The sequence below is a fragment of the Microvirga guangxiensis genome, from assembly GCF_900102135.1.
Classification (GTDB): domain Bacteria; phylum Pseudomonadota; class Alphaproteobacteria; order Rhizobiales; family Beijerinckiaceae; genus Microvirga; species Microvirga guangxiensis.
Genome location: NZ_FMVJ01000004.1, coordinates 183,676 through 205,801 on the forward strand (window position 1 = coordinate 183,676; position 22,126 = coordinate 205,801).

The 22,126-nt window shown below is 62.9% G+C and carries 25 protein-coding genes; 19 read left to right on the forward strand and 6 right to left on the reverse strand.

Translation table 11 applies throughout. The features are described 5' to 3' along the window. Positions 1-38: 38 nt before the first annotated feature. From BLP10_RS07345 to BLP10_RS07355, 3 genes are read left to right on the forward strand one after another with little or no spacing between them, the layout of a single operon-like run. Positions 39-548, forward strand: coding sequence for a putative pterin-binding protein (locus BLP10_RS07345; protein WP_091132748.1), 510 nt, complete (start codon positions 39-41; stop codon positions 546-548). 28 nt (positions 549-576) lie between these two features. Next, on the forward strand, positions 577-3,000 hold the full coding sequence (locus BLP10_RS07350; RefSeq protein ID WP_091132752.1) for a putative bifunctional diguanylate cyclase/phosphodiesterase: 2,424 nt from the start codon (positions 577-579) through the stop codon (positions 2,998-3,000). Between the two features lie 40 nt (positions 3,001-3,040). Then, entirely contained in the window at positions 3,041-3,430 is a 390-nt protein-coding gene (locus BLP10_RS07355) for a 6-pyruvoyl trahydropterin synthase family protein (protein ID WP_091132757.1), read from the forward strand. Between the two features lie 77 nt (positions 3,431-3,507). Here the strand turns inward: BLP10_RS07355 and BLP10_RS07360 are convergent, their stop codons facing one another. Further along, positions 3,508-4,329, reverse strand: coding sequence for a MipA/OmpV family protein (locus BLP10_RS07360; RefSeq protein ID WP_091132761.1), 822 nt, complete (start codon positions 4,327-4,329; stop codon positions 3,508-3,510). Between the two features lie 174 nt (positions 4,330-4,503). Between BLP10_RS07360 and BLP10_RS07365 the strand changes: the two genes are divergently transcribed. Further along, entirely contained in the window at positions 4,504-4,704 is a 201-nt protein-coding gene (locus BLP10_RS07365) for a hypothetical protein (protein WP_091132764.1), read from the forward strand. Here BLP10_RS07365 and BLP10_RS07370 read toward each other — a convergent pair. Then, complete coding sequence (locus tag BLP10_RS07370) at positions 4,701-5,552, reverse strand: sulfite exporter TauE/SafE family protein (RefSeq protein ID WP_091132767.1); 852 nt, start codon at positions 5,550-5,552, stop codon at positions 4,701-4,703. The genes BLP10_RS07365 and BLP10_RS07370 overlap by 4 nt on opposite strands. 299 nt (positions 5,553-5,851) lie before the next feature. Between BLP10_RS07370 and BLP10_RS07375 the strand changes: the two genes are divergently transcribed. After that, positions 5,852-6,106, forward strand: coding sequence for a SemiSWEET transporter (locus tag BLP10_RS07375; protein ID WP_175493817.1), 255 nt, complete (start codon positions 5,852-5,854; stop codon positions 6,104-6,106). A gap of 3 nt (positions 6,107-6,109) precedes the next feature. Then, on the forward strand, positions 6,110-6,778 hold the full coding sequence (locus BLP10_RS07380) for an HAD family hydrolase (protein WP_091132771.1): 669 nt from the start codon (positions 6,110-6,112) through the stop codon (positions 6,776-6,778). A gap of 42 nt (positions 6,779-6,820) precedes the next feature. On the opposite strand, the gene BLP10_RS07385 is transcribed toward BLP10_RS07380, so the two are convergent. Then, positions 6,821-7,384 carry a BON domain-containing protein gene (locus BLP10_RS07385; protein ID WP_244510436.1) on the reverse strand — a complete coding sequence of 188 codons (564 nt, stop codon included), beginning with the start codon at positions 7,382-7,384 and terminating at the stop codon, positions 6,821-6,823. Between the two features lie 61 nt (positions 7,385-7,445). Here BLP10_RS07385 and BLP10_RS07390 point away from each other — a divergent pair, with 61 nt between their 5' ends. After that, positions 7,446-7,712 (forward strand): HNH endonuclease, encoded by a 267-nt coding sequence (locus tag BLP10_RS07390; protein ID WP_091132779.1) that lies wholly within the window; start codon positions 7,446-7,448, stop codon positions 7,710-7,712. 43 nt (positions 7,713-7,755) lie between these two features. On the opposite strand, the gene BLP10_RS07395 is transcribed toward BLP10_RS07390, so the two are convergent. Together BLP10_RS07395 and BLP10_RS07405 are read right to left on the reverse strand one after the other, a co-directional pair. After that, a complete protein-coding gene (locus tag BLP10_RS07395; RefSeq protein ID WP_091132784.1) occupies positions 7,756-8,841 on the reverse strand; it encodes a patatin-like phospholipase family protein in 1,086 nt (361 codons plus the stop codon). Between the two features lie 398 nt (positions 8,842-9,239). Further along, entirely contained in the window at positions 9,240-9,956 is a 717-nt protein-coding gene (locus tag BLP10_RS07405) for a winged helix-turn-helix transcriptional regulator (RefSeq protein ID WP_091132789.1), read from the reverse strand. A 69-nt stretch (positions 9,957-10,025) separates the two neighbouring features. Here BLP10_RS07405 and BLP10_RS07410 point away from each other — a divergent pair, with 69 nt between their 5' ends. Genes BLP10_RS07410 through BLP10_RS07425 form a run of 4 tightly spaced genes read left to right on the forward strand, consistent with a single transcriptional unit; the run spans position 10,026 to position 11,705 of the window. Then, complete coding sequence (locus BLP10_RS07410) at positions 10,026-10,457, forward strand: VOC family protein (protein WP_091132793.1); 432 nt, start codon at positions 10,026-10,028, stop codon at positions 10,455-10,457. 13 nt (positions 10,458-10,470) lie between these two features. Then, positions 10,471-10,851 (forward strand): YciI family protein, encoded by a 381-nt coding sequence (locus BLP10_RS07415; protein WP_091132797.1) that lies wholly within the window; start codon positions 10,471-10,473, stop codon positions 10,849-10,851. A 24-nt stretch (positions 10,852-10,875) separates the two neighbouring features. Then, complete coding sequence (locus BLP10_RS07420) at positions 10,876-11,232, forward strand: DUF1428 domain-containing protein (RefSeq protein ID WP_091132800.1); 357 nt, start codon at positions 10,876-10,878, stop codon at positions 11,230-11,232. Further along, the gene (locus BLP10_RS07425) at positions 11,232-11,705 is read left to right on the forward strand and encodes a VOC family protein (RefSeq protein WP_091132803.1); all 474 of its coding nucleotides are present in this window, start codon (positions 11,232-11,234) and stop codon (positions 11,703-11,705) included. Before BLP10_RS07420 ends, BLP10_RS07425 begins: the two co-directional genes overlap by 1 nt. A gap of 368 nt (positions 11,706-12,073) precedes the next feature. Here BLP10_RS07425 and BLP10_RS07430 read toward each other — a convergent pair whose 3' ends face one another. Then, positions 12,074-12,769, reverse strand: coding sequence for a GntR family transcriptional regulator (locus BLP10_RS07430; RefSeq protein WP_091133502.1), 696 nt, complete (start codon positions 12,767-12,769; stop codon positions 12,074-12,076). 132 nt (positions 12,770-12,901) lie between these two features. Between BLP10_RS07430 and BLP10_RS07435 the strand changes: the two genes are divergently transcribed. The 8 genes from BLP10_RS07435 to BLP10_RS07470 all read left to right on the forward strand — a co-directional run bounded on the left by BLP10_RS07435 (position 12,902) and on the right by BLP10_RS07470 (position 22,069). Beyond that, positions 12,902-13,831 (forward strand): dihydrodipicolinate synthase family protein, encoded by a 930-nt coding sequence (locus BLP10_RS07435; protein ID WP_091132805.1) that lies wholly within the window; start codon positions 12,902-12,904, stop codon positions 13,829-13,831. A 75-nt stretch (positions 13,832-13,906) separates the two neighbouring features. Further along, the gene (locus BLP10_RS07440) at positions 13,907-14,923 is read left to right on the forward strand and encodes a 4-hydroxyproline epimerase (RefSeq protein ID WP_091132809.1); all 1,017 of its coding nucleotides are present in this window, start codon (positions 13,907-13,909) and stop codon (positions 14,921-14,923) included. 74 nt (positions 14,924-14,997) lie between these two features. Continuing rightward, complete coding sequence (locus tag BLP10_RS07445) at positions 14,998-16,236, forward strand: NAD(P)/FAD-dependent oxidoreductase (RefSeq protein ID WP_244510437.1); 1,239 nt, start codon at positions 14,998-15,000, stop codon at positions 16,234-16,236. A 30-nt stretch (positions 16,237-16,266) separates the two neighbouring features. Next, on the forward strand, positions 16,267-17,295 hold the full coding sequence (locus BLP10_RS07450; RefSeq protein ID WP_091132813.1) for a trans-3-hydroxy-L-proline dehydratase: 1,029 nt from the start codon (positions 16,267-16,269) through the stop codon (positions 17,293-17,295). Between the two features lie 57 nt (positions 17,296-17,352). After that, positions 17,353-18,369: an Ldh family oxidoreductase gene (locus BLP10_RS07455; RefSeq protein ID WP_091132816.1), complete on the forward strand. Its 1,017-nt coding sequence runs from the start codon at positions 17,353-17,355 to the stop codon at positions 18,367-18,369. Continuing rightward, positions 18,369-20,126 (forward strand): cis-3-hydroxy-L-proline dehydratase, encoded by a 1,758-nt coding sequence (lhpI, locus tag BLP10_RS07460; protein WP_425286940.1) that lies wholly within the window; start codon positions 18,369-18,371, stop codon positions 20,124-20,126. The genes BLP10_RS07455 and lhpI overlap by 1 nt, the downstream gene beginning before the upstream one ends. 67 nt (positions 20,127-20,193) lie before the next feature. Continuing rightward, positions 20,194-20,718: a PAS domain-containing protein gene (locus tag BLP10_RS07465; protein WP_091132819.1), complete on the forward strand. Its 525-nt coding sequence runs from the start codon at positions 20,194-20,196 to the stop codon at positions 20,716-20,718. Then, positions 20,693-22,069: a methyl-accepting chemotaxis protein gene (locus BLP10_RS07470; protein ID WP_091132822.1), complete on the forward strand. Its 1,377-nt coding sequence runs from the start codon at positions 20,693-20,695 to the stop codon at positions 22,067-22,069. Before BLP10_RS07465 ends, BLP10_RS07470 begins: the two co-directional genes overlap by 26 nt. Positions 22,070-22,126: the final 57 nt, after the last annotated feature.

A 22,126-nucleotide genomic window follows, 5' to 3' on the forward strand; every position in this document is an offset into this window, starting at 1 on the left:
CTAAAGCGTTTAAGAGGGGCAGGCTTGCCTGAACTGCGATGCGAAACTTTATTCTAGCTGCAATTATTGCGTTTTTTGGCTTCTCGGAAATCGGCGCTGCGCAAGCGGAACGGCTGCCGGCTCCGAAGGAAAAGCCTATTCTGACGGTTTCGGGAAATATATCGGTCACCAACCAGGGCGACACGGCGGTGTTCGACCGCGCCATGCTCGAGGCCGTAGGGACCATTTCCTTCGAGACGGGAACGCCCTGGTATCCGGAGACGGTGAAGTTCGAGGGTGTCCCCTTAGCAAAGCTCATGCAGTATCTCGGTGCCAAAGGTGAGCACATCGTGGTGACGGCGCTGAACGATTACAGCAGCGACATCCCCTTCACCGACATCACGAAGTACAACGTCATTCTCGCGACGAAGCAAAACGGCCAGTACATGTCCGTCCGCGACAAGGGACCGATCTTCATCGTCTATCCCTTCGACAGCGACCCCGAGCTGAAGCACCAGACCTATTATGGCCGATCAGTATGGCAGGTCTCCAGGATCACAGTGAAGTAATCGGGCATCCGGCTCCGGAGAAAATCGCTTGTCGCTTCGCACGCTCAAAATTGTGCTTGCCGCAGTCATCGCGGGCTTCATCCTCTCCGCGGCGTATATTTCGGTTCTGATCGTCGAGCGTCAGGAAGTTCTCACGCAGGTTGCGCGCTACAACATGCCTTGGCATGCCAGCGCAGCGATGCATGAATTCGCGCGTCTGGAACAGCGCCTCAGCGCCTACGCGGCGCAGGATCCGACCGTAGACAAGGACGAGGTCTCCCTGCGCTACGACATCATGGTCAGCAGATCCAATCTTCTGCAGGCCGGCGATTTCAGGGAGTTTCTCCGGGCTGCGCCTGAATGGCAGGAGACCGTCGACGAGCTCGCTAAGACGCTTGCCGAGATCCAGTCCTCCATTGAAAACCTGGACAGGCCCGAAGCCGCTCTGGACATCGTCAGAGCGCTGGAGAAACTGGATGCCAAGCTCGCCGGCATGGCTGCGGCCGCTCTTCACTATGGCGGTCGCCGGGCCGAGGAGGGCCAGCAGGAGCTGATCCGCCTGCATTGGATGTTCTCGAGCCTCGCCGCAGGTCTGATCGTTTTCGGCTTGTTTCTTCTGGCGCTGCTGGGATGGCACAACCGGCTTCTGGAGAGAGCGCATCAGGAGCTGCGTCTCTACGCCAACAATTTCGAGAGCATATCGGTCAAGCTGGAAAAAACGAACAAGGCTCTCAGCAGCGCCTATGAGGAACTGCAACTGCGCAACGAGGCGCTGCAGAACCAGGAGCACGAGCTCAGGACCCAGAACGACCGCTTCGATGCGGCCCTGAACAACATGTCCCATGGCCTGTGCATGGTGGACAGCGAAGGGCGGATCATCGTCGTCAACGCCCGCTTCGCCCAGCTGTTCGGACTGAGCAGCGCGGTGCATTCCGGGATCTCGCTGAACCACCTTGTCGCGCAGGCAGAAGGGCAGAACTGCAAAGGGATCGAGCCTTTGCGCGAGATCCTGCTTCAGCAGCAGGAACTCATCAGCAAGCGGCAGCAATTCGCCTTCATTCACGAAGAGGCCGACGGGCAGACTTTCGCGATTTCCCATCAGCCCATGACGGATGGCGGCTGGGTGGCGACTTACGATGACATTACGGAACGCAGACGGGCAGAGTCGCAGATCGCCTATATGGCTCATCACGATGCGCTGACCGATCTCGCCAACCGCGTGCTGTTCCGCCAGCAGCTGGAGCATGCTCTCGCGGAGACGGGGCGTCAGCGGCTGCGGATGGCGGTGCTCTGCCTCGATCTCGACCGCTTCAAGGACGTGAACGACTCGCTGGGTCACGAGATGGGCGATTCCCTTCTCAAGCTCGTGGCCGAGCGGCTGCGCAGCTGCATCCGGCAGCAGGATGTGGTCGCGCGCCTCGGCGGCGACGAGTTCGCGGTCCTGCAGCTCGCCATCGACGATCCGCAGGATTGCGCGGCCCTCGCCGTGCGCATCGTCGAGACCATCAGCCTGCCCTACGATCTCGAGGGGCAGGAAATCGTCATCGGCACCAGCATCGGCATTGCCGTTGCCTCCGAGGGCAACCTGTCGCCCGATCAACTCCTCAAGCAGGCCGATCTCGCACTCTATCGCGCCAAGGCCGACGGGCGCGCGACCTACCGCTTCTTCGAGCCGGAGATGGATGCGGAGCTTCAGGCGCGCCGCCTGCTTGAGACGGATCTGCGCAAGGCGCTCGCCAACCGCGAATTCGAGCTGTACTTCCAGCCGCAGGTCAATGTGCGCGCCAACGAGATCGGCGGATACGAGACGCTGCTGCGCTGGCGCCATCCCGAGCGCGGCACGATCTCGCCGGGTGACTTCATCCCTGTGGCCGAGGATATCGGCTTGATCGCGCCTCTTGGGGACTGGGTTCTGGAGCAGGCCTGCATGGTGGCGACCGGGTGGCCGAAACACATCAAGGTCGCGGTCAACCTCTCGCCTGTGCAGTTCCGCAACAAGACGCTCGTGCAGAGCGTGAGCCGCGCCCTGTCGCGGTCCGGACTGGCGCCGGAGCGCCTTGAGCTCGAGATCACCGAATCCGTGCTGCTGCAGGACAACGAGCTCACCGTCGCGACACTGCATCAGCTGCGCCGCATGGGCGTGCGCATCGCCATGGACGATTTCGGGACGGGCTATTCCTCTCTCAGCTACCTGCGCAGCTTTCCGTTCGACAAGATCAAGATCGATCAGAGCTTCGTGCGCGAGCTTTCCTCGCGGGCGGATTGCCTGGCCATCGTGCGCTCCATCGCGGGCCTCGGCGCGAGCCTCGGCATGTCCACGGTCGCCGAAGGCGTCGAGACCGAGGATCAGTTCCACCAGATCACCGCAGCTGGATGCACCGAGGTGCAGGGTTTCTATTTCGGGAAGCCGAAACCGGCCTCGGAACTCGTTCACACGCTCACGGCCAACAGGCGAACAGCAGAAGTAGCCTGACGCTGAGCGGTTCATATCCCCTACAATCGGAGCAGGATCGATGAAGACTTACTGTGAATTTACGTTCGAGGCGGCTCATTCGGTGCATCCCTATTCGGAATTGCACGGGCACACCTTCATCGCGAAGCTCACCTTCGGTGGGCCGGTCGACGAAGTCTATAACTGGCCGGTCAATCTTTATGATGTCGAGAACTACATCGACGAGCTGAAGGGCAAGCACGGCACGGGTCTCGACCACACCAATCTCGATCTCAAGCAGAACGAAATCGGCCTCGCCTCCCTCGAGAACATCACGATCTATATCTGGCGCAAGGTGAAGGAGCGCTTCCCGAACCTCGAAGAAGTCGAGCTGAAGCGCGGGATGACGGGTTCGACGGAAGGCTGCGTCTATCGTGGCGAGGATCTGAAGGCTGCCGATCTCGCGGCGTAACGCTGCTTCCACACCTGCAAAAACAAAAGCGCCTGGAGACCGGAAGATCTCCAGGCGCTTTTTTTGAACGACGGTTCTTAGCGGCCGGTGCTGAAGGAATAGGACACGGTCAGACCGACGCCGACCTGGCTCTCCGAGCCGAATTCCTGAACGATCGGGCTGTCCGCCGCATCGCCCACGAGATGCTCGTAGGTCACGAAGGCTGTCGTCGACCACTGCTCCGACCACTGATAGGACGCGCTCGCGGTGGCCCCGACAGAGGTGATGCCGCCGGACGGGCGATAGGCGTCCACGCGTCCGTTGAGCGCAGCCTCCTCAGGCGTCACGCCGAAATAGGTGCGGGTGAAATCACTGTCGCCGAGCGACAGGCGCGGTCCCGCCGAGACGGTGAAAGCGCCGAAGGTCTGCACCACGTCGAGGCCGAGATCGGCCACGAAGCCGTGATGTCCATTGACGCCGTGCCGCAGCTCGGCGCGGGCGCGCAGGAAATCGGTGATCCAGTATTCCACGAACACGCCGGGCTCGACGGCCCAATCGATCTTCTTGAGGCCGAACAGCTCCTCGTTGTCCTCGTAGTAGCGGCCGCCCTGGAAGCGGCCCACCGCGCCGAAGCGGAACGCCGAGTCGTCGAGGAACGAGAAGCTCAATCCATCGTCGGGAGCGCTGAAGCGCTCGACCGTTCCCGCGCGGCGGAAGCTCAGCGAGGGATAACCGATGAAGCTCAGATCGTCCGCGCCCGGATAGGTGGGCTGCGCACGCAGATTGCCCTTCACGGTCACGATCCAGCCGGAGGGAAGCGCCTCAGGCGCGAAGAAGACCGGATCAGCGGCATGAACCGAAACCGACGCCGTGCTCGCAAGAAACAGGGTGGCAAGAGCGAGGGATTTCGGAGAGCGCATGGATTGTCACCGTGTGAGCATGATCGGATCATTCCGTCGTGACGGTAAATTCCAGACAGGTCAAGCCGTTGGCGCGCGTGCATTACGTTTTAAGGTCAAGGTGTCGTGAACGGGACACGACAGAACTTTTTATCGTTTCGGACGGTTAATGCACAAAGCGAGGAGACGACTTCCTTGACCGTGAGCGCCAGCCGTCCGCAACCCGACGAGTTCTATCCCAAGCCGCCCCCGACGGAGCCGGTTCCCGCAATGCCGATTCCGCCGGAGACACCCGCTCCGCCGGAAGGACCGGGCATTCCGTCGCCCTTGCCCGAGCAGCCGCCGGAGCCGGAGAAACCCGTTCTCCATCCGACGCCCCAGCCCGAAGTGCCTTAAACGAGCAGGCTCGCGGCGAAACGCGCGCAGACGATGAGCAGGAAGATGCCGAAGGCGACTTCGAGCCTGCGCTTGGACAGACGGTGTGCGAGCCGCGCTCCCACCGGCGCCATCCAGATGCTGGTCGGGATGAACAGCAGGAAGCCCAGAAGCGACACATAACCCAGCGCCAATGGCAGCTGGAAAGCCGTCACGGTCGGATAATCCGCCATGTGCGGCCAGCCGGCATAGATGTAGCCGAGCGCGCCGGGGATCGAGATCAGGATGCCGAGCCCTGAGGAGGTCGCCACCGCCTGATGGATCGGGCGGTTGTAGAAGGTCATGAACATATTCGACAGCTGCCCGCCGCCGATGCCCATCAGCGCCGAGAGAATGCCGATGAGCCCGCCATAGGCCACCATGATGCCGCGCCGCGGCATGTCGAGGCCCAGCCGCCAGGTGTCCTTGCCGAACAGCAGGCGGATGGCCGAGAAGCCGGCCACCACCACGAACACGCCCTTGAACAGATCGGCTGGCGCATAGCGGGCGATGATGCTGCCGGCCACCACGCCGAGCACCACCGGCACGGCCCAGACCTTGAGGATCGACATGTCCACCGCCCCCTTGGCCCGATGGGCGTTGAACGAGCGGATGGAGGTGGGCACGATGATGGCGAGCGAGGTGCCGACGCACAGCGGCATGCGCACCGCGTCGGGCACCTCGAGGAAGCGGAAGAGTTCGTAGAGGATGGGCACGGCCACCGCTCCGCCGCCGACGCCGAACACGCCGGCGAGCAGGCCGGTCAGCGCGCCCGCAGCCAGCAGCGCCACCACAAGCCACGCCAGATCAAACACAGGGATGCCGAACATGAGAGAAAATACCGGAAGAAAGACAAGGGCGCTGATCGCAGCGCGGTGAGACGATCGCTACGCTTAAAGCAAGGACGTTGCCTCTGGAATAGCCTTGAGCGAAGCCGGTCCCGGATCTCGGCAACTTTTCCTGAATAAACGACGTCCTCTCTCAATCCAGGCACTGTCAGTGAGCTTGCGAAAGCATGCTGAGAATGCACTCCGGTTGCGGCGAGAGGGACGGGCCTCTTCATGCGCTGCACCGGAACATCGCGATGCACCGAGCGTTCAAGGCCTTTCGTCCAAGGAATGACCTCTCGATGTCTCTCATGGATTATACCGGCTATGCCGCCGCGCTCTGCACGACCTCCGCCTATGTGCCGCAAGTGCTCAGGGTGTGGCGGACACGCTCGACCAAGGATATTTCGCTGAGAATGTTTCTTGTGCTCGTCACGGGGCTGTCCCTGTGGCTCACCTACGGCATCTGGAAGGGAGAGGTTCCGCTGATCGCAGCCAATTCCGTGACGCTCACGCTTGCGAGCACCATCCTCTATTTCAAGCTCAAGCATGGGTGAGGCATGACAAAAGCCATTATCTTCGATGTGGACGGAACCCTTGTCGACACGGTCGATCTCCACGCCTCGGCCTGGGTGGAGGCACTCAAGCAGTTCGGCATCGACATCGCCTTCAAGGACATGCGCGCGCAGATTGGAAAAGGCGGCGATCAGATTCTCCAGGGGCTGGTTCCGCCGGACGTGTTGAAGGAGAAGCAGGAAGAGATCGAGGCTTTCCGGGCCGATCTTTTCAAGCGCGAATACCTGCCCAGAGCCCGCCCCTTTCCGGGCGTGCGCGCGTTGTTCGAGCATATCCGTGCTTCAGGTCAGAGCGCGGTTCTCGCCTCATCCGGAAAGGAGGATGAGGTGGAGGGTTACAAGAAGCTCGCCGACATCGCGGATCTCGTCGATTCCGCAACCTCATCCGACGATGCCGAGCGCTCCAAGCCGTTTCCCGATATCTTTCAGGCGGCTTTGGAGAAGCTCGCGCCGCTGGGCGCCGATGACGCGGTGGTAGTCGGCGACACGCCCTACGATGCGGAGGCCGCGCGGAACGCCGGCCTGAAAACCGTGGGCGTGCTCAGCGGCGGCTTTTCCGAGCAGGCCCTGCGGGAGGCAGGCTGTATCGCGATCTACCGCGATCCCGAGGACCTGTTGAGGAATTACGCGAGCTCGCCCCTCGCGCCGTCCTGAAGCGGTCTCCGCCGGTTCGCTCCAGCGGAGACCCGAGCTTCATCAGACATTGCTCTCGACGCGCAGGTTGTTCTGCACATGGCGGACACCCGAGGCGAGCTCGGCGAGATCTTCGGCCCGGTGCTTGAGGCCGCGGCTCGCCACGGTGCCGGACAGCGTCACCTCACCGTCCTTCACCGTCACCTCCACATTCGAGGCATCGATGAAGCGGTCTTCCGTCAGGCGTTCGCATACATCCTCATGAATCCGCTCGTCGGTGCGCGTGTAGCCCTTCGGCCCCCTGCCGCGATGCGGGCCCGACATGCCGCGTTCTCCGCCGCGCCCCATTCCGCGCTCGTCACGAAGGTCCGGATCGTTTGGATCGCGGTCACCGAGTGCGCCAAGGCCGGAGCGGGGGCGGGCATAATCGGGGGCGAACCCTTCATCGTCGGGAGGACCGCCGCGCCCGTCATCGATCACGCCTCCCGAAAAATCGCTGGCGTCGCTGCCGTATCCACCTGGATATTCCCGGCCCTCGCCGCGAAAGCCCACGGCGCCCTTGGGCGCATCGCCGTAACCGTTGTCGTCCTGAGAAGGGTTTCGATTCCTGCGGCGGGTGTCTACCATTGTCCTGCTCCTGTCTTTCATGTCATGAGCAACCTCCCGGCCCCTCCCTGGTTCCCGTTTCATGAAAGCCGCCCAGCGCCTCAAACTGTTCGAGACGATTTTTTCGCGCGACGGCGGATGCTGCGTCTATTGCGGCGTGGAAACGCATCGCTTGAGCAAGGGCCTGAGCCGCTCGCCCAACCTCGCTACCCTCGATCATGTGCTGCCGCGCTCTCAGGGCGGCCCTCTGAACGCCGCCAATCTCGTGCTTGCCTGCCAGGCTTGCAACAACCAGCGCGGAATCATGGATGCGGAAGAGTTCCGCGTGCTGAAACAGCGCAAGCCTTGAGCATGGAACGCCCGATCCGAGACGGCAGTGGCCGTCGTTGTTCCTAAGACTGCCTGCGAGCGCCGGTTTCCGCCGAGGCAGCTGCGAAATCGGGATCGAGCCTGACCACGTTGAGACGCTTTCTTTCGAGCTTCGTGCGTTGAAGCTGCACGAGTGCGTGCTCCATGTCGCGAATCCCTGCGGCCCAGCGATCCTGGAGCGAGGCGGGCGAGTAATCGAAGGCTTTTGCTGCGCGCTCGTCACTGCCCGATTGGTAAGCGAGATGCAGCAGCGTGGCGGATGAGCCATCGGGATCGATCCGTCCGTGCAGCGCATATTCCCGCTGTAGCGCTTCGATGCTGCGCCGCGAGGCGCTTGCGAAAATCAGATCGTTGGCACGCTCAGCGCTGGCATCGAGGGATCTCGGCCGCGGCGCCTTCAGGCTGATAAGGTCGACGGCAATGTAGAGCGTATCTTCCACCGGCGGCGTCGCAAGAGCTGCATCCATCGGCAGGTTGTTGGTGAAACCGGGATCGCACAGAAGGCGTCCGCCGATCTCGACCGGTGCAAAGACGGGAACGATGGCCGTCGTTGCCAGCAGATGCTCCGGCGCAATCTCATCATGGGCCGTGTCGAAGAAAACCTCTTCGCCCGTTTCAAGATCGACGGAGCCGGCGGTGAAACGGATGTTGCCCCGATTGAGTCGCTTGAAGTCGATCAAGCGCTCCAGAGTCTGCTGCAATGGCCTGTGGTCGTAGAGCGCAACATCGCTCGGCATCCAGGGCAGCATCGAGAGCATGCCGGGAAAGCGATGTCCGAACAAACCCGGACGGCCGATCAGAAGAGTGAGCGCCGTATGCGCCTCGTTATAGGCATGGCGCATCGAAGACCCGCGTGTCAGCGCGAAGCCCGAATGGATCTTCGCCTGTTCCCAGAATTCCCTTAAGCGGGGAACGCGGTCTTCCGGCGCATTGCCGGCAATGATTGCCCCCGTGATCGCGCCGATGGACGATCCGAGAATCCAGCCGGGCTCGATGCCGCGCCGCTGCAGATGCTCATAGGTGCCGGCGAGATAGGAGCCGAGCGCGTTGCCTCCGCCGAGTATCAGCACGACGGGCTGGTCTCGATCGGAAAATGAGGGGATGGACATGGTCACCGCCTTTGCCGCGCCCCGGCTGGGTACGGCGCGTCTTTGAGGTCATCGTAAGACGGCGGGGAACGCACCTTTCTCGCGATGGTTCCGGCAAGGCTTGTCAGAGGCCGGCTCATGAAGCGCGTGTTCCCTCCCCCTTGCGGGGAGGGGAAGGGGTGGGAGTGGTTTGACCGGGTGAGCGGCTCAACCGGTGGTGTCATCCCCGGCGAGCGCCAGCGAGGGAAGGGGATCCACGACCAAGCGCGGCGCTATGGATTCCCTTCCCCTCCGCTGCGCTCCGGCCGGGAATGACATTGTCGGACTGTCGTGTTCACTGGAGTAGCCGCAGCGCTCCGCCTGTCCGACCCTCACCCTCAATTCCTTCGCGCAAGGGGGAAGCTCACCGCGCAGCGCCTTCATGAACGCTCTTCAGACGGAAGCGATGCCTTCGGCGGGAGCGGGAACAGGCTCACGAAGCGTTTCGCCAGCGCCCTGTCGCCCTCGATCTTCAAAACTCCTGCGCTCTCCAGATCTTCCAAAGGCTGATCGCCATAGATCGCGCCCGCCATCACCGGCGGTGCTCCGGTGAAGACGAGATCGGCATCGTCCACGGGGCCGCGTGCGATCTCGATCCGGCCATCGGCCAGATGCGCGAGGAAAGTCTCGGCATCGTTCACGCGCAAGCCGATCCTGGCATCGAGCCCCTCTGCCCGCTTGGCATCGAACATCGTCCGCAACGAGAGGATGAGCGACGCGGTGCTGAACGGCAGGGTCGGATCGTGATGAGGCGAACGGGCGGCCCAGCGGCCGAGCGCCTGGAAGATCGGCTCGCTCTCATAGCCCCACTCCGTCAGCTCATAGACCTGCGCGGCCGCGGGCGGCGGCAGCTTGCGGCGGGTGAGGACGCCAGCTGCTTCCAACCCTTCGAGACGCTGGGTGAGAACGTTGGCGCTGATGCCGGGCAGGCTCTCGCGCAGATCGCTGAAGCGCTTCGGACCCAGCATGAGTTCGCGCATGACCAGGAGCGCCCATCGCTCGCCGACGAGATCGAGGGCATGGGCCGACGCGCAGGCGTCATCGTAATGCCGACGGCTCCGGGTATCGGTATTTTTAGTTATTTTTTCTAACTTCATAGTTGCTATTTATAACTTTCTCTGGAATCAATGTCAAAACCAACAGGCAAAGCCAATCGGGAGGACGCCATGTCGAAGCTCGTTTTCATCAATCTGCCGGTCGCGGATCTCGACCGCACCAATGCGTTCTACGAGGCCATCGGAGCCGTCAAGAACCCGCAATTCAGCGATCACACCGCCACCTGCATGGTTTTCTCCGATACCATTCACGCGATGCTGCTGACCCAAGACAAATTCCGCCAGTTCACGCCGAAGACGATTGCCGATGCGCGGCAGACGACCGAGGTGCTGATCTGCCTCTCGGCTGACAACCGCGATGAGGTGGACGCAACCGTCGAGAGCGCGGCGCGCGCCGGCGGACGCGCCGATCCCGGGCCGAAGCAGGATTACGGCTTCATGTACGGCCGCAGCTTCGAGGACCCGGACGGGCATATCTGGGAGATCATGTGGATGGATGTGGAGGCGGCGAAGACCGCCATGGCCGACATGGCGGATGCGTGAGGGGAGAACGACGATGCGCGTGATGGTTCTTGTGAAGGCGACGAAGGACAGCGAAGCGGGCCTCATGCCCTCGACCGAACTTTTCGAGGCCATGGGCCGGTTCAACGAGGAGCTGATCAAGGCCGGCATCATGCAGGCGGGCGATGGCTTGAAGCCGTCGTCAGAAGGAAAGCGCGTGGCTTTCGATGGTTCGAGCCGGACTGTCATCGACGGGCCGTTTCCCGCGACGAACGAATTGGTCGCCGGCTACTGGCTCTGGGAGGTCAAGGATATGGCCGAGGCGGTCGAATGGGTGAAGCGCTGCCCCAACCCGATGCCCGGGCCCAGCGAGATCGAAATCCGCCCGCTCTACGAGATGGCCGATTTCGCCGAGCTTCTGACGCAGACGGCCTGAAACACGATCAGCAAGGAGATTCCGATGACCTATATCGACGGATTCGTCATTCCCGTTCCTGCCGGCAATCGCGAGGCCTACCGCAAGGTGGCGGCAGCCGCCGCGCCCGTCTTCAAGGAACATGGCGCGCTGCATGTGGTGGAATGCTGGGGCGACGACATTCCCGACGGAGAAATCACCGACTTCAAGAAGGCGGTGAAAGCGGAGGCCGGGGAGAATGTGGTGTTCTCCTGGATCGTCTGGCCTTCCAAGGAAGCGCGCGACGCGGGCAACAAGAAAGCCATGGAAGATCCCCGCCTTGCCGTGAGCGACATGCCCTTCGACACCAAGCGCATGTTCTGGGGCGGCTTCACGCCCATCGTCGATACGGAGAGCAAGTGATGTCCAAGATCGCACCTTGCCTGTGGTTCGACGGAAATGCCGAGGAGGCCGCGCGATACTACGTCTCGCTGCTGCCGGATTCGCGCATCGATGCTGTTCTGCCCTACACGGTCGAGACGCCGGGCGGAAAACCGGGTGACGTGATGCTGGTGGAGTTCACGCTCGCGGGGTCGCCTTATCTGGCGCTGAACGGCGGCCCGAACTTCCAGTTCACGCCGGCGGTTTCTTTCTTCGTGAATTGTGCCGATCAGGCGGAAATCGACCGGCTGTGGAACACGCTGCTGGACGGCGGAACGCCCATGGCCTGCGGTTGGATCACAGACTGCTACGGCGTCTCCTGGCAGATCGTGCCGGAAGCGATGACGCGCATGATCAAGGACAAGGATCCCGCGAAAGTGCGCCGCGTGATGGAAGCGATGATGACGATGGTGAAGCTCGATCTCGCCGTACTGGAGAATGCGTATCGCGGCTGAGGAGCGGCGTGCCGCTCTTCCCCTCCCCCTTGCGGGGAGGGGCAGGGGCGGGGGTGGTCTGACTGGGTGAGACCTCAAACCAGTTCTGTCATCCCCGGTGAGCGTCAGCGAGGGAAGGGGATCCACGATTAAGCGCGGTGCTATGGATTCCCGTCCCCTCCGCTGCGCTTCGGCCGGGAATGACACTGTAGGGCTGTCGTGCATTCTGGATGAAGTGCAGCGCTCTGACTGCCCGACCCTTACCCTCGATCCCTCCCCGCAAGGGGGAGGGAACAAGCGCTCAAGCGAGCTTCGATTTCAGCAATGCTCGAAGCTCAAGGGAAATTGCTGCCGCAGGTTGCAATCTTCATGAAGCACGCGCCGCTATCCTACTTCTCCGCGCCCGTTTTCCGGTGCTCTTCGAGATAGCTGCGCAGCGACTTTCCGGCATCCTCGATATGCGTCGTCAGAAGCGCGCAGGCCGCAGTAATTTTGCCTTCCGTGCAGAGCTTCAGCAGTTCGGCATGCTCGCTCGCCGCGCGTTCCATGCCTTGCGTCAGCGACAACTGGAGACGCGTGTGCCGGTCGCTCTCCTGCAGCAGGTTCGCGACGATGGAAAGCGAGCGCGGCTGCCGGGCGTGCTGGTAGAGCACCATGTGGAACTCGGTGTTCAACTCACCCCACCGGCCGATATGCATGGCCTTCAGCTCTGAGGCGTATTCCTGCAGGATTTCGTGCAGCCGCGTGTAATCGGCTTGCGTGAGGCGAGGGGCCGAGGCCTTGAGCAGGCGCGGTTCGAGCAGGGCGCGCAGATCGAACAACTCGCCGATCTCCTCCGTCGACAACTCCGACACGATGGCGCCGCGATGAGGATGAATCTTCACCAGGCCTTCCGCCTCGAGCTGCATCAGGGCTTCGCGCACGGGAATGCGGCTCACGCCAAATTCCGCCGCGAGCGCATCCTGGCGCAGCTGGAATCCTGACTTGAACTCTCCGTCCACGATCCTGCGGCGAAGCTCCTCGGCGACGGCGGAGGAAATTGTCCGGTGCTGAAGGGATTTCCGGGCAGGTTTGGCGGGCTGCATGGCGGTTGGGATCATCGTGTGAGGTGGACTTTATAACCCTATAGCAGGCTTGCGGGAGAATGGCTTGACTCTGCAGATTTTATACAATCTACAATAATGTCCTTCAATACCGGTTCCGGGAGCGAGAATCAAATGGCGAAGAAAATCGGCTGGGAAGGCGTCTTTCCCGCAGTGACCACCCAGTTCAAGCCGAACTACGAGCTTGATATCGAAGCCACCGCCAAGGTGATGGACGGGCTGATCCGCGATGGCGTCTCCGGCCTGATCGTCTGCGGCACCGTCGGCGAGAACACCTCGCTCAGCCGCTCCGAGAAGATCGCGGTCATGGAAACCGCAAAGGCCGTCTCCGGCGGCCGCGTGCCCGTCATCGCAGGCATCGCCGAATTCACCACGCAGTTCGCGTCTGAGGTCGCCAAGGAAGCAGCCCGCGTGGGCCTCGACGGCGTCATGGTGATGCCCGCTCTCGTCTATTCCTCGAAGCCCCATGAGACGGCGGCGCATTTCCGCGGCGTTGCCAAGGCCACCGACCTGCCGGTGATGGTCTACAACAACCCGCCGATCTACAAGAACGATGTGACGCCGGACATCCTGGCCTCGCTCGCCGATTGCGAGACCATCGTCTGCTTCAAGGATTCCTCCGGCGACACCCGCCGCTTCACCGACACCCGCAACATGGTCGGCGACCGCTTCGTGCTGTTCGCCGGTCTCGACGACGTGGTGGTCGAGAGCGTGATGCTCGGCGCGGTGGGCTGGATCTCCGGCATGTCGAATGCCTTCCCGCAGGAAGGCGAGACCCTGTTCCGTCTCGCGAAGGCGGGCCGCTACCAGGAAGCGCAGGCCCTCAACGATTGGTTCATGCCGCTCCTGCATCTCGATTCGCGTCCGGATCTCGTGCAATGCATCAAGCTCTGCGAGGAGATCGTGGGCCGCGGCTCCGCGCTCACCCGTCCGCCGCGCCTCGCGCTGGAGGGCAAGGACCGCGCGCATGTCGAGGAGGTCATGGCCAAGGCCCTGAAGAACCGTCCGACGCTTCCCGATGTGGGATTGAAGACCGCAGCCTGATAAGGTGACGGCGGAGGAGAGCTTCTCCTCCGCCTCTCTCCATTCTCGATACGAATTCGACCCAAGAGCGAAGCCATGGCGCGTCACACCTTTTTCTGCATCGATGGTCACACCTGCGGCAATCCGGTCCGCGTGGTCGGCGGCGGCAGCATTCCCCAGCTCAAAGGGGAGACGATGTTCGAGAGGCGTCAGCACTTCCTGGCGGAATACGATTGGATCCGCACCGGCCTCATGTTCGAGCCGCGCGGGCACGACATGATGTCGGGTTCGATCCTCTATCCGCCGACGCGGCCCGATTGCGATGTGGGCATCCTCTTCATCGAAACCTCCGGCTGCCTGCCCATGTGCGGACACGGCACCATCGGCACGGTGACGATCGCGCTCGAGAACGGCCTCATTCATCCGAAGACGCCCGGTCTTCTCCGCCTCGATACGCCAGCAGGCGTCGTCGAAGCGCGCTACGAGCAGAACGGCCCGTTCATTGAACGCGTGCGCATCACCAACATTCCCTCTTTCCTCTATGGCACCGGCTATGAGGTCGAGGTGGAGGATTTGGGCCACCTCGTGGTCGATGTGGCCTATGGCGGCAATTTCTACGCCATCGTCGAGCCGCAGAAGAACTACTCGGATCTCGCCGACATCAACCCCTCCGACGTGCTGCGCTGGAGCCCGAAGCTGCGCGAGGCGTTCAACGCGCGTTACCGGATCGCGCATCCCGAGAACCCGGATATCAACCGCCTGACGCATGTGCTCTGGACAGGCAAGGCGCAGACTCCGGAAGGCACGGCCCGCAACGCCGTGTTCTACGGCGACAAGGCCATCGACCGTTCGCCCTGCGGCACGGGAACCTCCGCGCGCATGGCGCATCTGGCCGCGCGCGGCGCGCTGAAGGAGGGCGATGCCTTCGTGCACGAGAGCATCATCGGCTCCACTTTCACGGGCCGCATCGAAGGACGCGCCAAGGTGGGCGAGCGCGATGCGATCATTCCGTCCATCGAGGGCTGGGCGCGGGTGACTGGCTTCAACACCATCTTCATCGACGACCGCGATCCTTTCGCCAACGGTTTCCAGGTGGTCGATCAGGCTCGTTGAGATAAGCAAGCATTCACAAGGCGGCCTGCTCGCGGGCCGCCTTTGTCCGTGACGGTTCTTTCACGATAGGTTTCATGATGCGGGTCGCGATTGTTGGTGCAGGTATCGTCGGTCTTAACGCCGCCCATGCTCTTCTCGATAAGGGACATCAGGTGACCCTTGTCGAACCCGGCAACAATTCGCAACGTCCGACGGACGGCAACGCAGGCTGGATCGCCCATACGGATATCATGCCGCTGGCATCGCCCAAAGCGTGGCGCAATCTTCCCCGCTGGATCATGGATCCGCTCGGACCGCTGACCATCAGGCCCGCCTATCTTCCCGCCCTTGCTCCGTGGCTGGCCCGCTTCGTGCTGGCCTCGTCCCCCGGCCGCATCAAGTCCAGCATCGCCGCCATCCGCGCCATCAACGAGCAGGCTCTGCCCGCATGGAAGGAGCGCCTCTCCGCCTTGGGCCTCGAAGGACATCTTCGCGAAAAGGGCATCCTCTCCGTCTGGCGCGACCGCAATCACTTCCTGAGCGCCGAGGACGTCATCGCCCGGCAGAAGAGTTTCGGCATTCCAGCAGAGGTTCTCGACCCGCGCGAACTCGCCGAGCTCGAGCCTGCGCTCCGCAGCGTGGAGGCGGGTGTCTTATATCCTGATGCCTGCCATGTATCCGACCCCGCGATCCTCGCCGCCGACCTGCTGCGTCTCGCGCTCGAGCGCGGCGCCGTGCGCGTCGATGGCAAGGCCCTTGCCGTTCAGCCTCAAGGTGACGCGGTTCACATCCACACCGATGGCGCGGTGGCGAATGTGGTGGCGGATCGCGTCCTGATCTCTGCCGGCATCTGGTCGCGCGCGCTTGCGGGGCAACTTGGCGACAACATCCCGCTCGATACGGAGCGCGGCTACAACGCGACCTATGCGAAGGGAGCCTTCGGTCTCAACCGTCCGATCATGTTCGAAGGCGAGGGCTTCGTCGCATCGCCTCTCGATACGGGCGACCGGGTCGGCGGCGCCGTGGAGTTTGCCGGAACGCAGGCGCCGCCCAATCACGAGCGCACCTCCGCGATGATCACGCGCCTCAAGCGCTTCCTGCCGCATCTCGATGAGAAGCAGCCGGCCAAACGCTGGATGGGGTTCCGCCCATCGATTCCGGATTCCCTGCCGGTCATCGGACAGGCCAGGCGAGACAGGCGCATCGTCTATGCTTTCGGTCATGGCCATTATGGCCTGACGCAGGCCGCGATCACGTCACGCCTCGTTGCCGAGTTGATGGAGGACAGGCCGGCCTCTCTCGACATGAATCCATTCTCGGCACAGCGGTTCTGACAACACGGTTCCCTCGCAGCGGAGAGCATCATGCGCACGTCGAAAGTCGTTCATGTCGTCAGCTGCCATGCGGAGGGCGAAGTCGGCGATGTGATCGTGGGAGGCGTCGCCCCGCCTCCGGGCGATACGGTGTGGGAGCAGTCGCGGTTCATCGCTGGGGATCAAAAGCTCCGGAAATTCGTGCTCAACGAGCCGCGCGGCGGCGTGTTCCGGCATGTGAACCTGCTCGTGCCGCCGAAGAACCCGCGCGCCCAGATGGGCTGGATCATCATGGAGCCCGCCGACACGCCGCCCATGTCGGGCTCCAATTCGATCTGCGTCTCCACCGTGCTGCTCGACACCGGCATCATTCCGATGCAGGAGCCGATCACCCGCATGATTCTCGAGGCTCCCGGAGGCCTGATCGAGGTCGAGGCGGAATGCAGGAATGGAAAAGCCGAGCGCATCCGGGTCCGCAACGTGCCGTCCTTCGCCGACACGCTCGACGCGAAGCTGGAGGTCGAGGGAGTCGGCACGCTCACCGTCGATACGGCCTATGGCGGCGACAGCTTCGTCATCGCGGATGCGCAGGCCCTCGGCTTTGCGATTCGTCCCGACGAGGCGAAGGATCTCGCGCAGATCGGCATGAAGATCACCCGCGCGGCCAATGAGCAGATCGGCTTCAGGCATCCCGAGCTGCCGGGCTGGGACCACATTTCCTTCTGCCAGATCGCGGCGCCTCTCGTGGAACGGGACGGCGTGCCGCACGGCTCCAATGCGGTGGTGGTGCGCCCCGGCAAGATCGACCGCTCTCCGACCGGAACCGGCTGCTCCGCGCGCATGGCGGTGCTTTACGCGCGCGGCATCCTGAAGGTCGGTGACAGTTTCGTCGGCCGCTCGATCATCGATTCCGAATTCATCTGCCGCATCGAGGATGAAGTGACCGTCGGTGACAAGACAGGCATCATCCCATCGGTCGCGGGACGTGCCTGGATCACCGGCACTCATCAGCACATGCTCGATCCCGACGATCCGTGGCCTGACGGCTATCAGCTGTCCGATACCTGGCCGCAGGTATAGGCTTTGACGAAAACGCGCTTTGCAAAACAATTCATAACGAATGGATGGTGAGACATCATGAGTGAAGAAGTGGCCCTCTCTCTGGACGAAGTCCGGCGGATCAGCATCGATGTTCTCGAGGCAGGCGGTCTGTCGCCTGAGCATGCACAAGCCATCGCGGGCGTGGTCTATGCGGGTCAGCGCGACGAGTGCCACTCCCACGGCATGTACCGGCTGCTCGGCTGCGTGCGCTCGGTCAAGGAGGGCAAGGTCGATCCGAACGCGGTGCCCGACGTAGTGGATCACGCGCCCGCCGTCGTGCGCGTGGATGCCCGTTACGGTTTTTCCCCGCTCGCCTTCGAGCGCGGCAGGCCGCTGCTCGTGGAGAAGGCGCGCAGAACGGGCCTGGCCGCCATGGCCATCAACAACTGCTTCCACTTCTCCGCGCTCTGGCCGGAAGTGGAGGCGATCAGCGCGGATGGGCTCGTGGCGCTTGCCATGACGCCGAGTCACAGCTGGGTGGCCCCGGCTGGCGGCAAGAAGCCCGTTTTCGGCACGAACCCCATTGCCTTCGCCTGGCCGCGTCCCGATGGACCGCCCTTCGTGTTCGACTTCGCCACCAGCGCCATCGCGCGCGGCGAGATCGAGCTGCACCGGCGCGCGGGCAAGCCCATTCCCCATGGCTGGGCCATCGACAGCGAAGGCAATTCGACCAACGACGCGACGGCGGCCCTTGCCGGCGCCATGCTCACCTTCGGCGGCCACAAGGGCTCGGCCCTCTCCGCCATGATCGAACTGATGGCGGGGCCGCTCATCGGCGACATGACGAGCGCCGAATCCATGGCCTTCGATGAGGGCGTGGGGGCCGCGCCCTGCCATGGTGAGTTGATCCTCGCCTTCGATCCCAAGGTTTTTCTTGGCGCGGAGGCCACGCAGCATGTCGCCCGCGCTGAAAAGATGTTCGACGCCATCGTAGGGCAGGGCGCTCGCCTGCCCTCGCAGCGCCGCTATGAGGCAAGGGAGCGCAGCAAAGCGAACGGGGTGCGCATTCCCAAGGCGCTCTACGACGATTTGCAGGCTCTCCTTCCGCGTTGATGATGGGGCCCCTCGTGAGCGAAGCTGTCTTCTCCGGCAAAGCCTTCGTTCATGGGGAAGCTTCCGGCGAGATCGTTTCCAGCGATGTCGAGTTGAGCTTCTGGGGCGGTGTCGATCCGGCGAGCGGCGAGGTGATCGACCGCCATCATCCCCTGAGCGGCCAGATCCTGACAGGCAAAGTCCTCGCCATTCCCGGCGGGCGCGGATCGTGCTCGGGCAGCGGCGTGATGCTGGAGCTGCTGCTCAACGGCAAAGGCCCCGCGGCCATGGTGTTCGAGCGGGCGGATGACATCCTGACGCTTGGAGTCATGATCGCCGAAGAGGTGTTCGGGAAGTCCATTCCCGTCGTCACGCTCGATCCGAAGGATTTCTCTCTGGCAAGGGCGGCGCGCTGCGCGCATATCCAGGGCTCTCGTGTCGTGTGCGGTGAGCATCCTGAAGCATTGCATGCTGTCCCCGACAGCCTTGAGTCTTCGGAGTCGATTGCCTCCCGCATGATGCTGACCGAGGCGGATTGCGCGCTGCTGGACGGGTCACGCGGCAAGGCCGCTCAGGTCGCGATGAAGATCGTTCTGCGCATGGCGGACCTGCAAGGCGCGGATCGTTTGATCGATGTGACGCAGGCGCATATCGACGGCTGCATCTATACGGGTCCGGGCTCCCTCACATTCGCGCAAGCGCTGCGGGACTGGGGCGGAAGGGTCATTGTTCCGACCACGCTGAATGCCATTTCCGTCGATCATCGCCGCTGGCGCGCGCAAGGGGTTGATCCTGCCCTCGGAGAGCCTGCGAGCCGGCTGGGCGATGTCTATGTGGACATGGGCGCGCAGCCGACCTTCACCTGCGCGCCCTATCTTCTCGACAGCGCTCCGGCACAAGGCGAGCAGATCGTCTGGGCGGAATCGAACGCCGTCGTCTATGCCAACAGCGTGCTCGGCGCGCGCACGATGAAATATCCCGATTATCTCGACATCTGCATCGCGCTCACCGGCCGCGCGCCGCTTGCCGGATGCCATATGGAGAGCAACCGTCGCGCCGCGCTTCGCATCAACCTGCCGGAGCTGAAGGATCTCGACGATTCATTCTATCCCCTGCTCGGCTACCATGCCGGTCTTCTGGCAGCGAACCGGATTCCCGTTCTGACAGGGCTTGAGTGGGCCTCGCCTTCGCAGGACGATCTGAAGGCCTTCGGCGCGGCGTTCGCCACCACGTCGAGCGCCCCCATGTTCCATATCGCCGGCGTAACGCCCGAGGCGGGGACGCTGGAGGAGGCCACCGGGGGCAGGGATGTTCCGGCCCTCGACATCGCCATCGCGGATCTTGCGCGGAGCTGGGACGAGCTCAACAACGCGCAGGATGCATCCATCGATCTCGTGTCCCTCGGCAACCCGCATTTCTCCTTCAGGGAATGCGAGACGCTGGCCGCTCTCTGCCAGGGCCGCACGAAGCATGAGGATGTGACTGTGGTGGTCACCTGCGGACGCGCCACTCACGACAAGGCGCGGGAGACCGGCATCCTCTCGGACCTGGAGCGCTTCGGCGTTCAGTTCGTCACGGATACCTGCTGGTGCATGATCGTCGAACCGGTCATCCCGGCAAGCGCCAGGACGATCATGACCAATTCCGGCAAGTATGCCCATTATGGTCCGGGGCTCACAGGCCGGAATTTCCGGTTCGGGAGCCTCAAGGCGTGCATCGAGGCGGCCTGCACGGGCAGGGCGAGCGGCGGGCGTCCCGTCTGGCTGCGAGGGGCCTGAGACAATCCAGCTTCGCGCAAGCTCCCTTTGCAACAAGCAGATTGCACCAATCTTACAAAGCCGTCAGATGCCTCACGCCGTCACTCCCACCCAGCACGAGATCTTTTTCGATCCCGATTCCTTCATCGTATCGAAGACGGACCTGAAGGGCCGGCTGACCTATACGAACAGGGCTTTCTGCGACATCGCCGGCTATACGGAGAAGGAGCTGCTGGGCCAGCCGCACAGCATGATCCGCCATCCCGATATGCCGCGCGCGGTGTTCAAGCTGCTGTGGGATTCGATCCAGGATGGGCGCGAAGTGTTCGCTTATGTGAAGAACATGGCACGCAACGGCGATCATTACTGGGTCTTCGCCCATGTGACGCCTTCCTACGATCAGAACATGAAGATCTGCGGCTTCCATTCCAACCGTCGCGTGCCGCGGCGCGACGCGGTGGAAAAAATCATCACGCCTCTCTATGCGGAGCTCGCCCGCATCGAATCCTCCTTCCGCAATGCCAAGGAGGGGCTGGCCGCGTCCTACCAGCACCTCATGAAAACCGCGACGGCGGGCAAGGCCAGCTATGATGAATTTATCTTCTCTCTCTAAGGCGAGCATCGGCTTCGCCATCGCGGCTCTTGCCGTGACGGGGCAGGCTGTCGCTTCCTTGATCGACGGTGCGATGCCGTCCGTCATCGTTCTTGTCGCCGATGCCGGCTTCATCTTCGGCGGGCTGATGCTGCTGCGCACCTATCGTGCGGTTGCGACGGCGTCCGATATTCTCGACCGGGTCGGGCATGGCGATTTCGAGGCCAGGATCATCGGCAGCACGGAGGGCGGGGCTCTCGGCAAGCTGCACGGCACGATCAACGACGCCACGGACCGCATCGACGCGTATATCCGGGAATCCTCGGCGGCGATGGATGCTGTCCGCAACAACCAGTATTTCCGCCGTATCCTGCCGGACGGGCTGCATGGATCGCTGCTCCAGGGCGCGACGATCATCAACGAAGCCTCGCACGTCATCGAGGGCCGCCTGACGGCCTTCAACCAATCGACGGCGGAGTTCGAGCAGGCGATCAACACCATCGTCCAGGCGCTCTCGGAATCCTCGGCGAACATGAGCACCATGGCGTCGGTTCTGCAGGAGGGCGCAATCCTCACAGACGACCGCACGAACCTTGTCGCGTCCACTGCATCCGACATGGCGGCGAACGTGCAGACGGTTGCCGCCGCCGTGACGGAGCTTGCGGCCTCCGCGCAGGAGATCGGCACCGAGGCCGATCATTCGGCCAGCAGGGCCCGTCAGGCCGCGCAGGAAGCGCAATCTACGGCGGCCCTTGTCGACAGCCTCAACAATGCGGTCGAGCGGATCAGCGCCGTGGTGGGTCTGATCACCACCATCGCCGAACAGACCAATCTCCTGGCCCTCAACGCAACCATCGAAGCGGCCCGTGCGGGCGAAGCCGGGCGCGGCTTTGCCGTGGTGGCGCAGGAGGTCAAGACATTGGCGACCCAGACCGCCAAGGCGACCGAAGAAATCACCGGCGAGATCGCCGAACTGCGCTCCGCCTCCAAGGCCGCTGTTTCCGCCGTGAGCGAAATTTCCACCATCGTGGCGGATATCGACCATGCCACGTCGCGCATCGCGCACAGCATTTCGGGCCAGACGGCGGCTACCGCCGAGATCGCGCGCAGCGTCGAGCAGACATCGATGGGGACGCAGGGCGTGACGGAGAACATCCAGAGCGTGAGCCAGAACACGGCAGAAACCAAGCATCTCGCGGGCTCCGTGCTGGATACCTCGCAGCAGGTCGCCGTTCAGGGCGATCGCCTCGCCGATGAGGTGCGCAAATTCCTGGTGGCGCTGCGTCGCGGACCCATGGAGCGACAGCAGAACGAAGTGATCGCCTACAGGGGCGTCGAGGGTCGCAAGAGCCGACTGCTCAAAGCAGCCTAGCGTTTCATCCGTGCACGAAAAAACCCCGCTCCGGAGAGCGGGGTTTTTTGTTGGTTG

Coding starts and splice junctions, on each gene's coding strand:
- BLP10_RS07470 (WP_091132822.1), top strand. CDS start 20,693: ATGATGAATTTATCTTCTCTCTCTAAGGCGAGCATCGGCTTCGCCATC.
- BLP10_RS07360 (WP_091132761.1), bottom strand. CDS start 4,329: ATGCGCTCTCCGAAATCCCTCGCTCTTGCCACCCTGTTTCTTGCGAGC.
- BLP10_RS07345 (WP_091132748.1), top strand. CDS start 39: ATGCGAAACTTTATTCTAGCTGCAATTATTGCGTTTTTTGGCTTCTCG.
- BLP10_RS07450 (WP_091132813.1), top strand. CDS start 16,267: ATGCGCACGTCGAAAGTCGTTCATGTCGTCAGCTGCCATGCGGAGGGC.
- BLP10_RS07375 (WP_175493817.1), top strand. CDS start 5,852: ATGTCTCTCATGGATTATACCGGCTATGCCGCCGCGCTCTGCACGACC.
- BLP10_RS07370 (WP_091132767.1), bottom strand. CDS start 5,552: ATGTTCGGCATCCCTGTGTTTGATCTGGCGTGGCTTGTGGTGGCGCTG.
- BLP10_RS07355 (WP_091132757.1), top strand. CDS start 3,041: ATGAAGACTTACTGTGAATTTACGTTCGAGGCGGCTCATTCGGTGCAT.
- BLP10_RS07440 (WP_091132809.1), top strand. CDS start 13,907: ATGGCGCGTCACACCTTTTTCTGCATCGATGGTCACACCTGCGGCAAT.
- BLP10_RS07385 (WP_244510436.1), bottom strand. CDS start 7,384: ATGGTAGACACCCGCCGCAGGAATCGAAACCCTTCTCAGGACGACAAC.
- lhpI (WP_425286940.1), top strand. CDS start 18,369: ATGATGGGGCCCCTCGTGAGCGAAGCTGTCTTCTCCGGCAAAGCCTTC.
- BLP10_RS07465 (WP_091132819.1), top strand. CDS start 20,194: ATGCCTCACGCCGTCACTCCCACCCAGCACGAGATCTTTTTCGATCCC.
- BLP10_RS07380 (WP_091132771.1), top strand. CDS start 6,110: ATGACAAAAGCCATTATCTTCGATGTGGACGGAACCCTTGTCGACACG.
- BLP10_RS07420 (WP_091132800.1), top strand. CDS start 10,876: ATGACCTATATCGACGGATTCGTCATTCCCGTTCCTGCCGGCAATCGC.
- BLP10_RS07395 (WP_091132784.1), bottom strand. CDS start 8,841: ATGTCCATCCCCTCATTTTCCGATCGAGACCAGCCCGTCGTGCTGATA.
- BLP10_RS07435 (WP_091132805.1), top strand. CDS start 12,902: ATGGCGAAGAAAATCGGCTGGGAAGGCGTCTTTCCCGCAGTGACCACC.
- BLP10_RS07390 (WP_091132779.1), top strand. CDS start 7,446: ATGAAAGCCGCCCAGCGCCTCAAACTGTTCGAGACGATTTTTTCGCGC.
- BLP10_RS07455 (WP_091132816.1), top strand. CDS start 17,353: ATGAGTGAAGAAGTGGCCCTCTCTCTGGACGAAGTCCGGCGGATCAGC.
- BLP10_RS07445 (WP_244510437.1), top strand. CDS start 14,998: ATGATGCGGGTCGCGATTGTTGGTGCAGGTATCGTCGGTCTTAACGCC.
- BLP10_RS07405 (WP_091132789.1), bottom strand. CDS start 9,956: ATGAAGTTAGAAAAAATAACTAAAAATACCGATACCCGGAGCCGTCGG.
- BLP10_RS07410 (WP_091132793.1), top strand. CDS start 10,026: ATGTCGAAGCTCGTTTTCATCAATCTGCCGGTCGCGGATCTCGACCGC.
- BLP10_RS07430 (WP_091133502.1), bottom strand. CDS start 12,769: ATGCAGCCCGCCAAACCTGCCCGGAAATCCCTTCAGCACCGGACAATT.
- BLP10_RS07425 (WP_091132803.1), top strand. CDS start 11,232: ATGTCCAAGATCGCACCTTGCCTGTGGTTCGACGGAAATGCCGAGGAG.
- BLP10_RS07415 (WP_091132797.1), top strand. CDS start 10,471: ATGCGCGTGATGGTTCTTGTGAAGGCGACGAAGGACAGCGAAGCGGGC.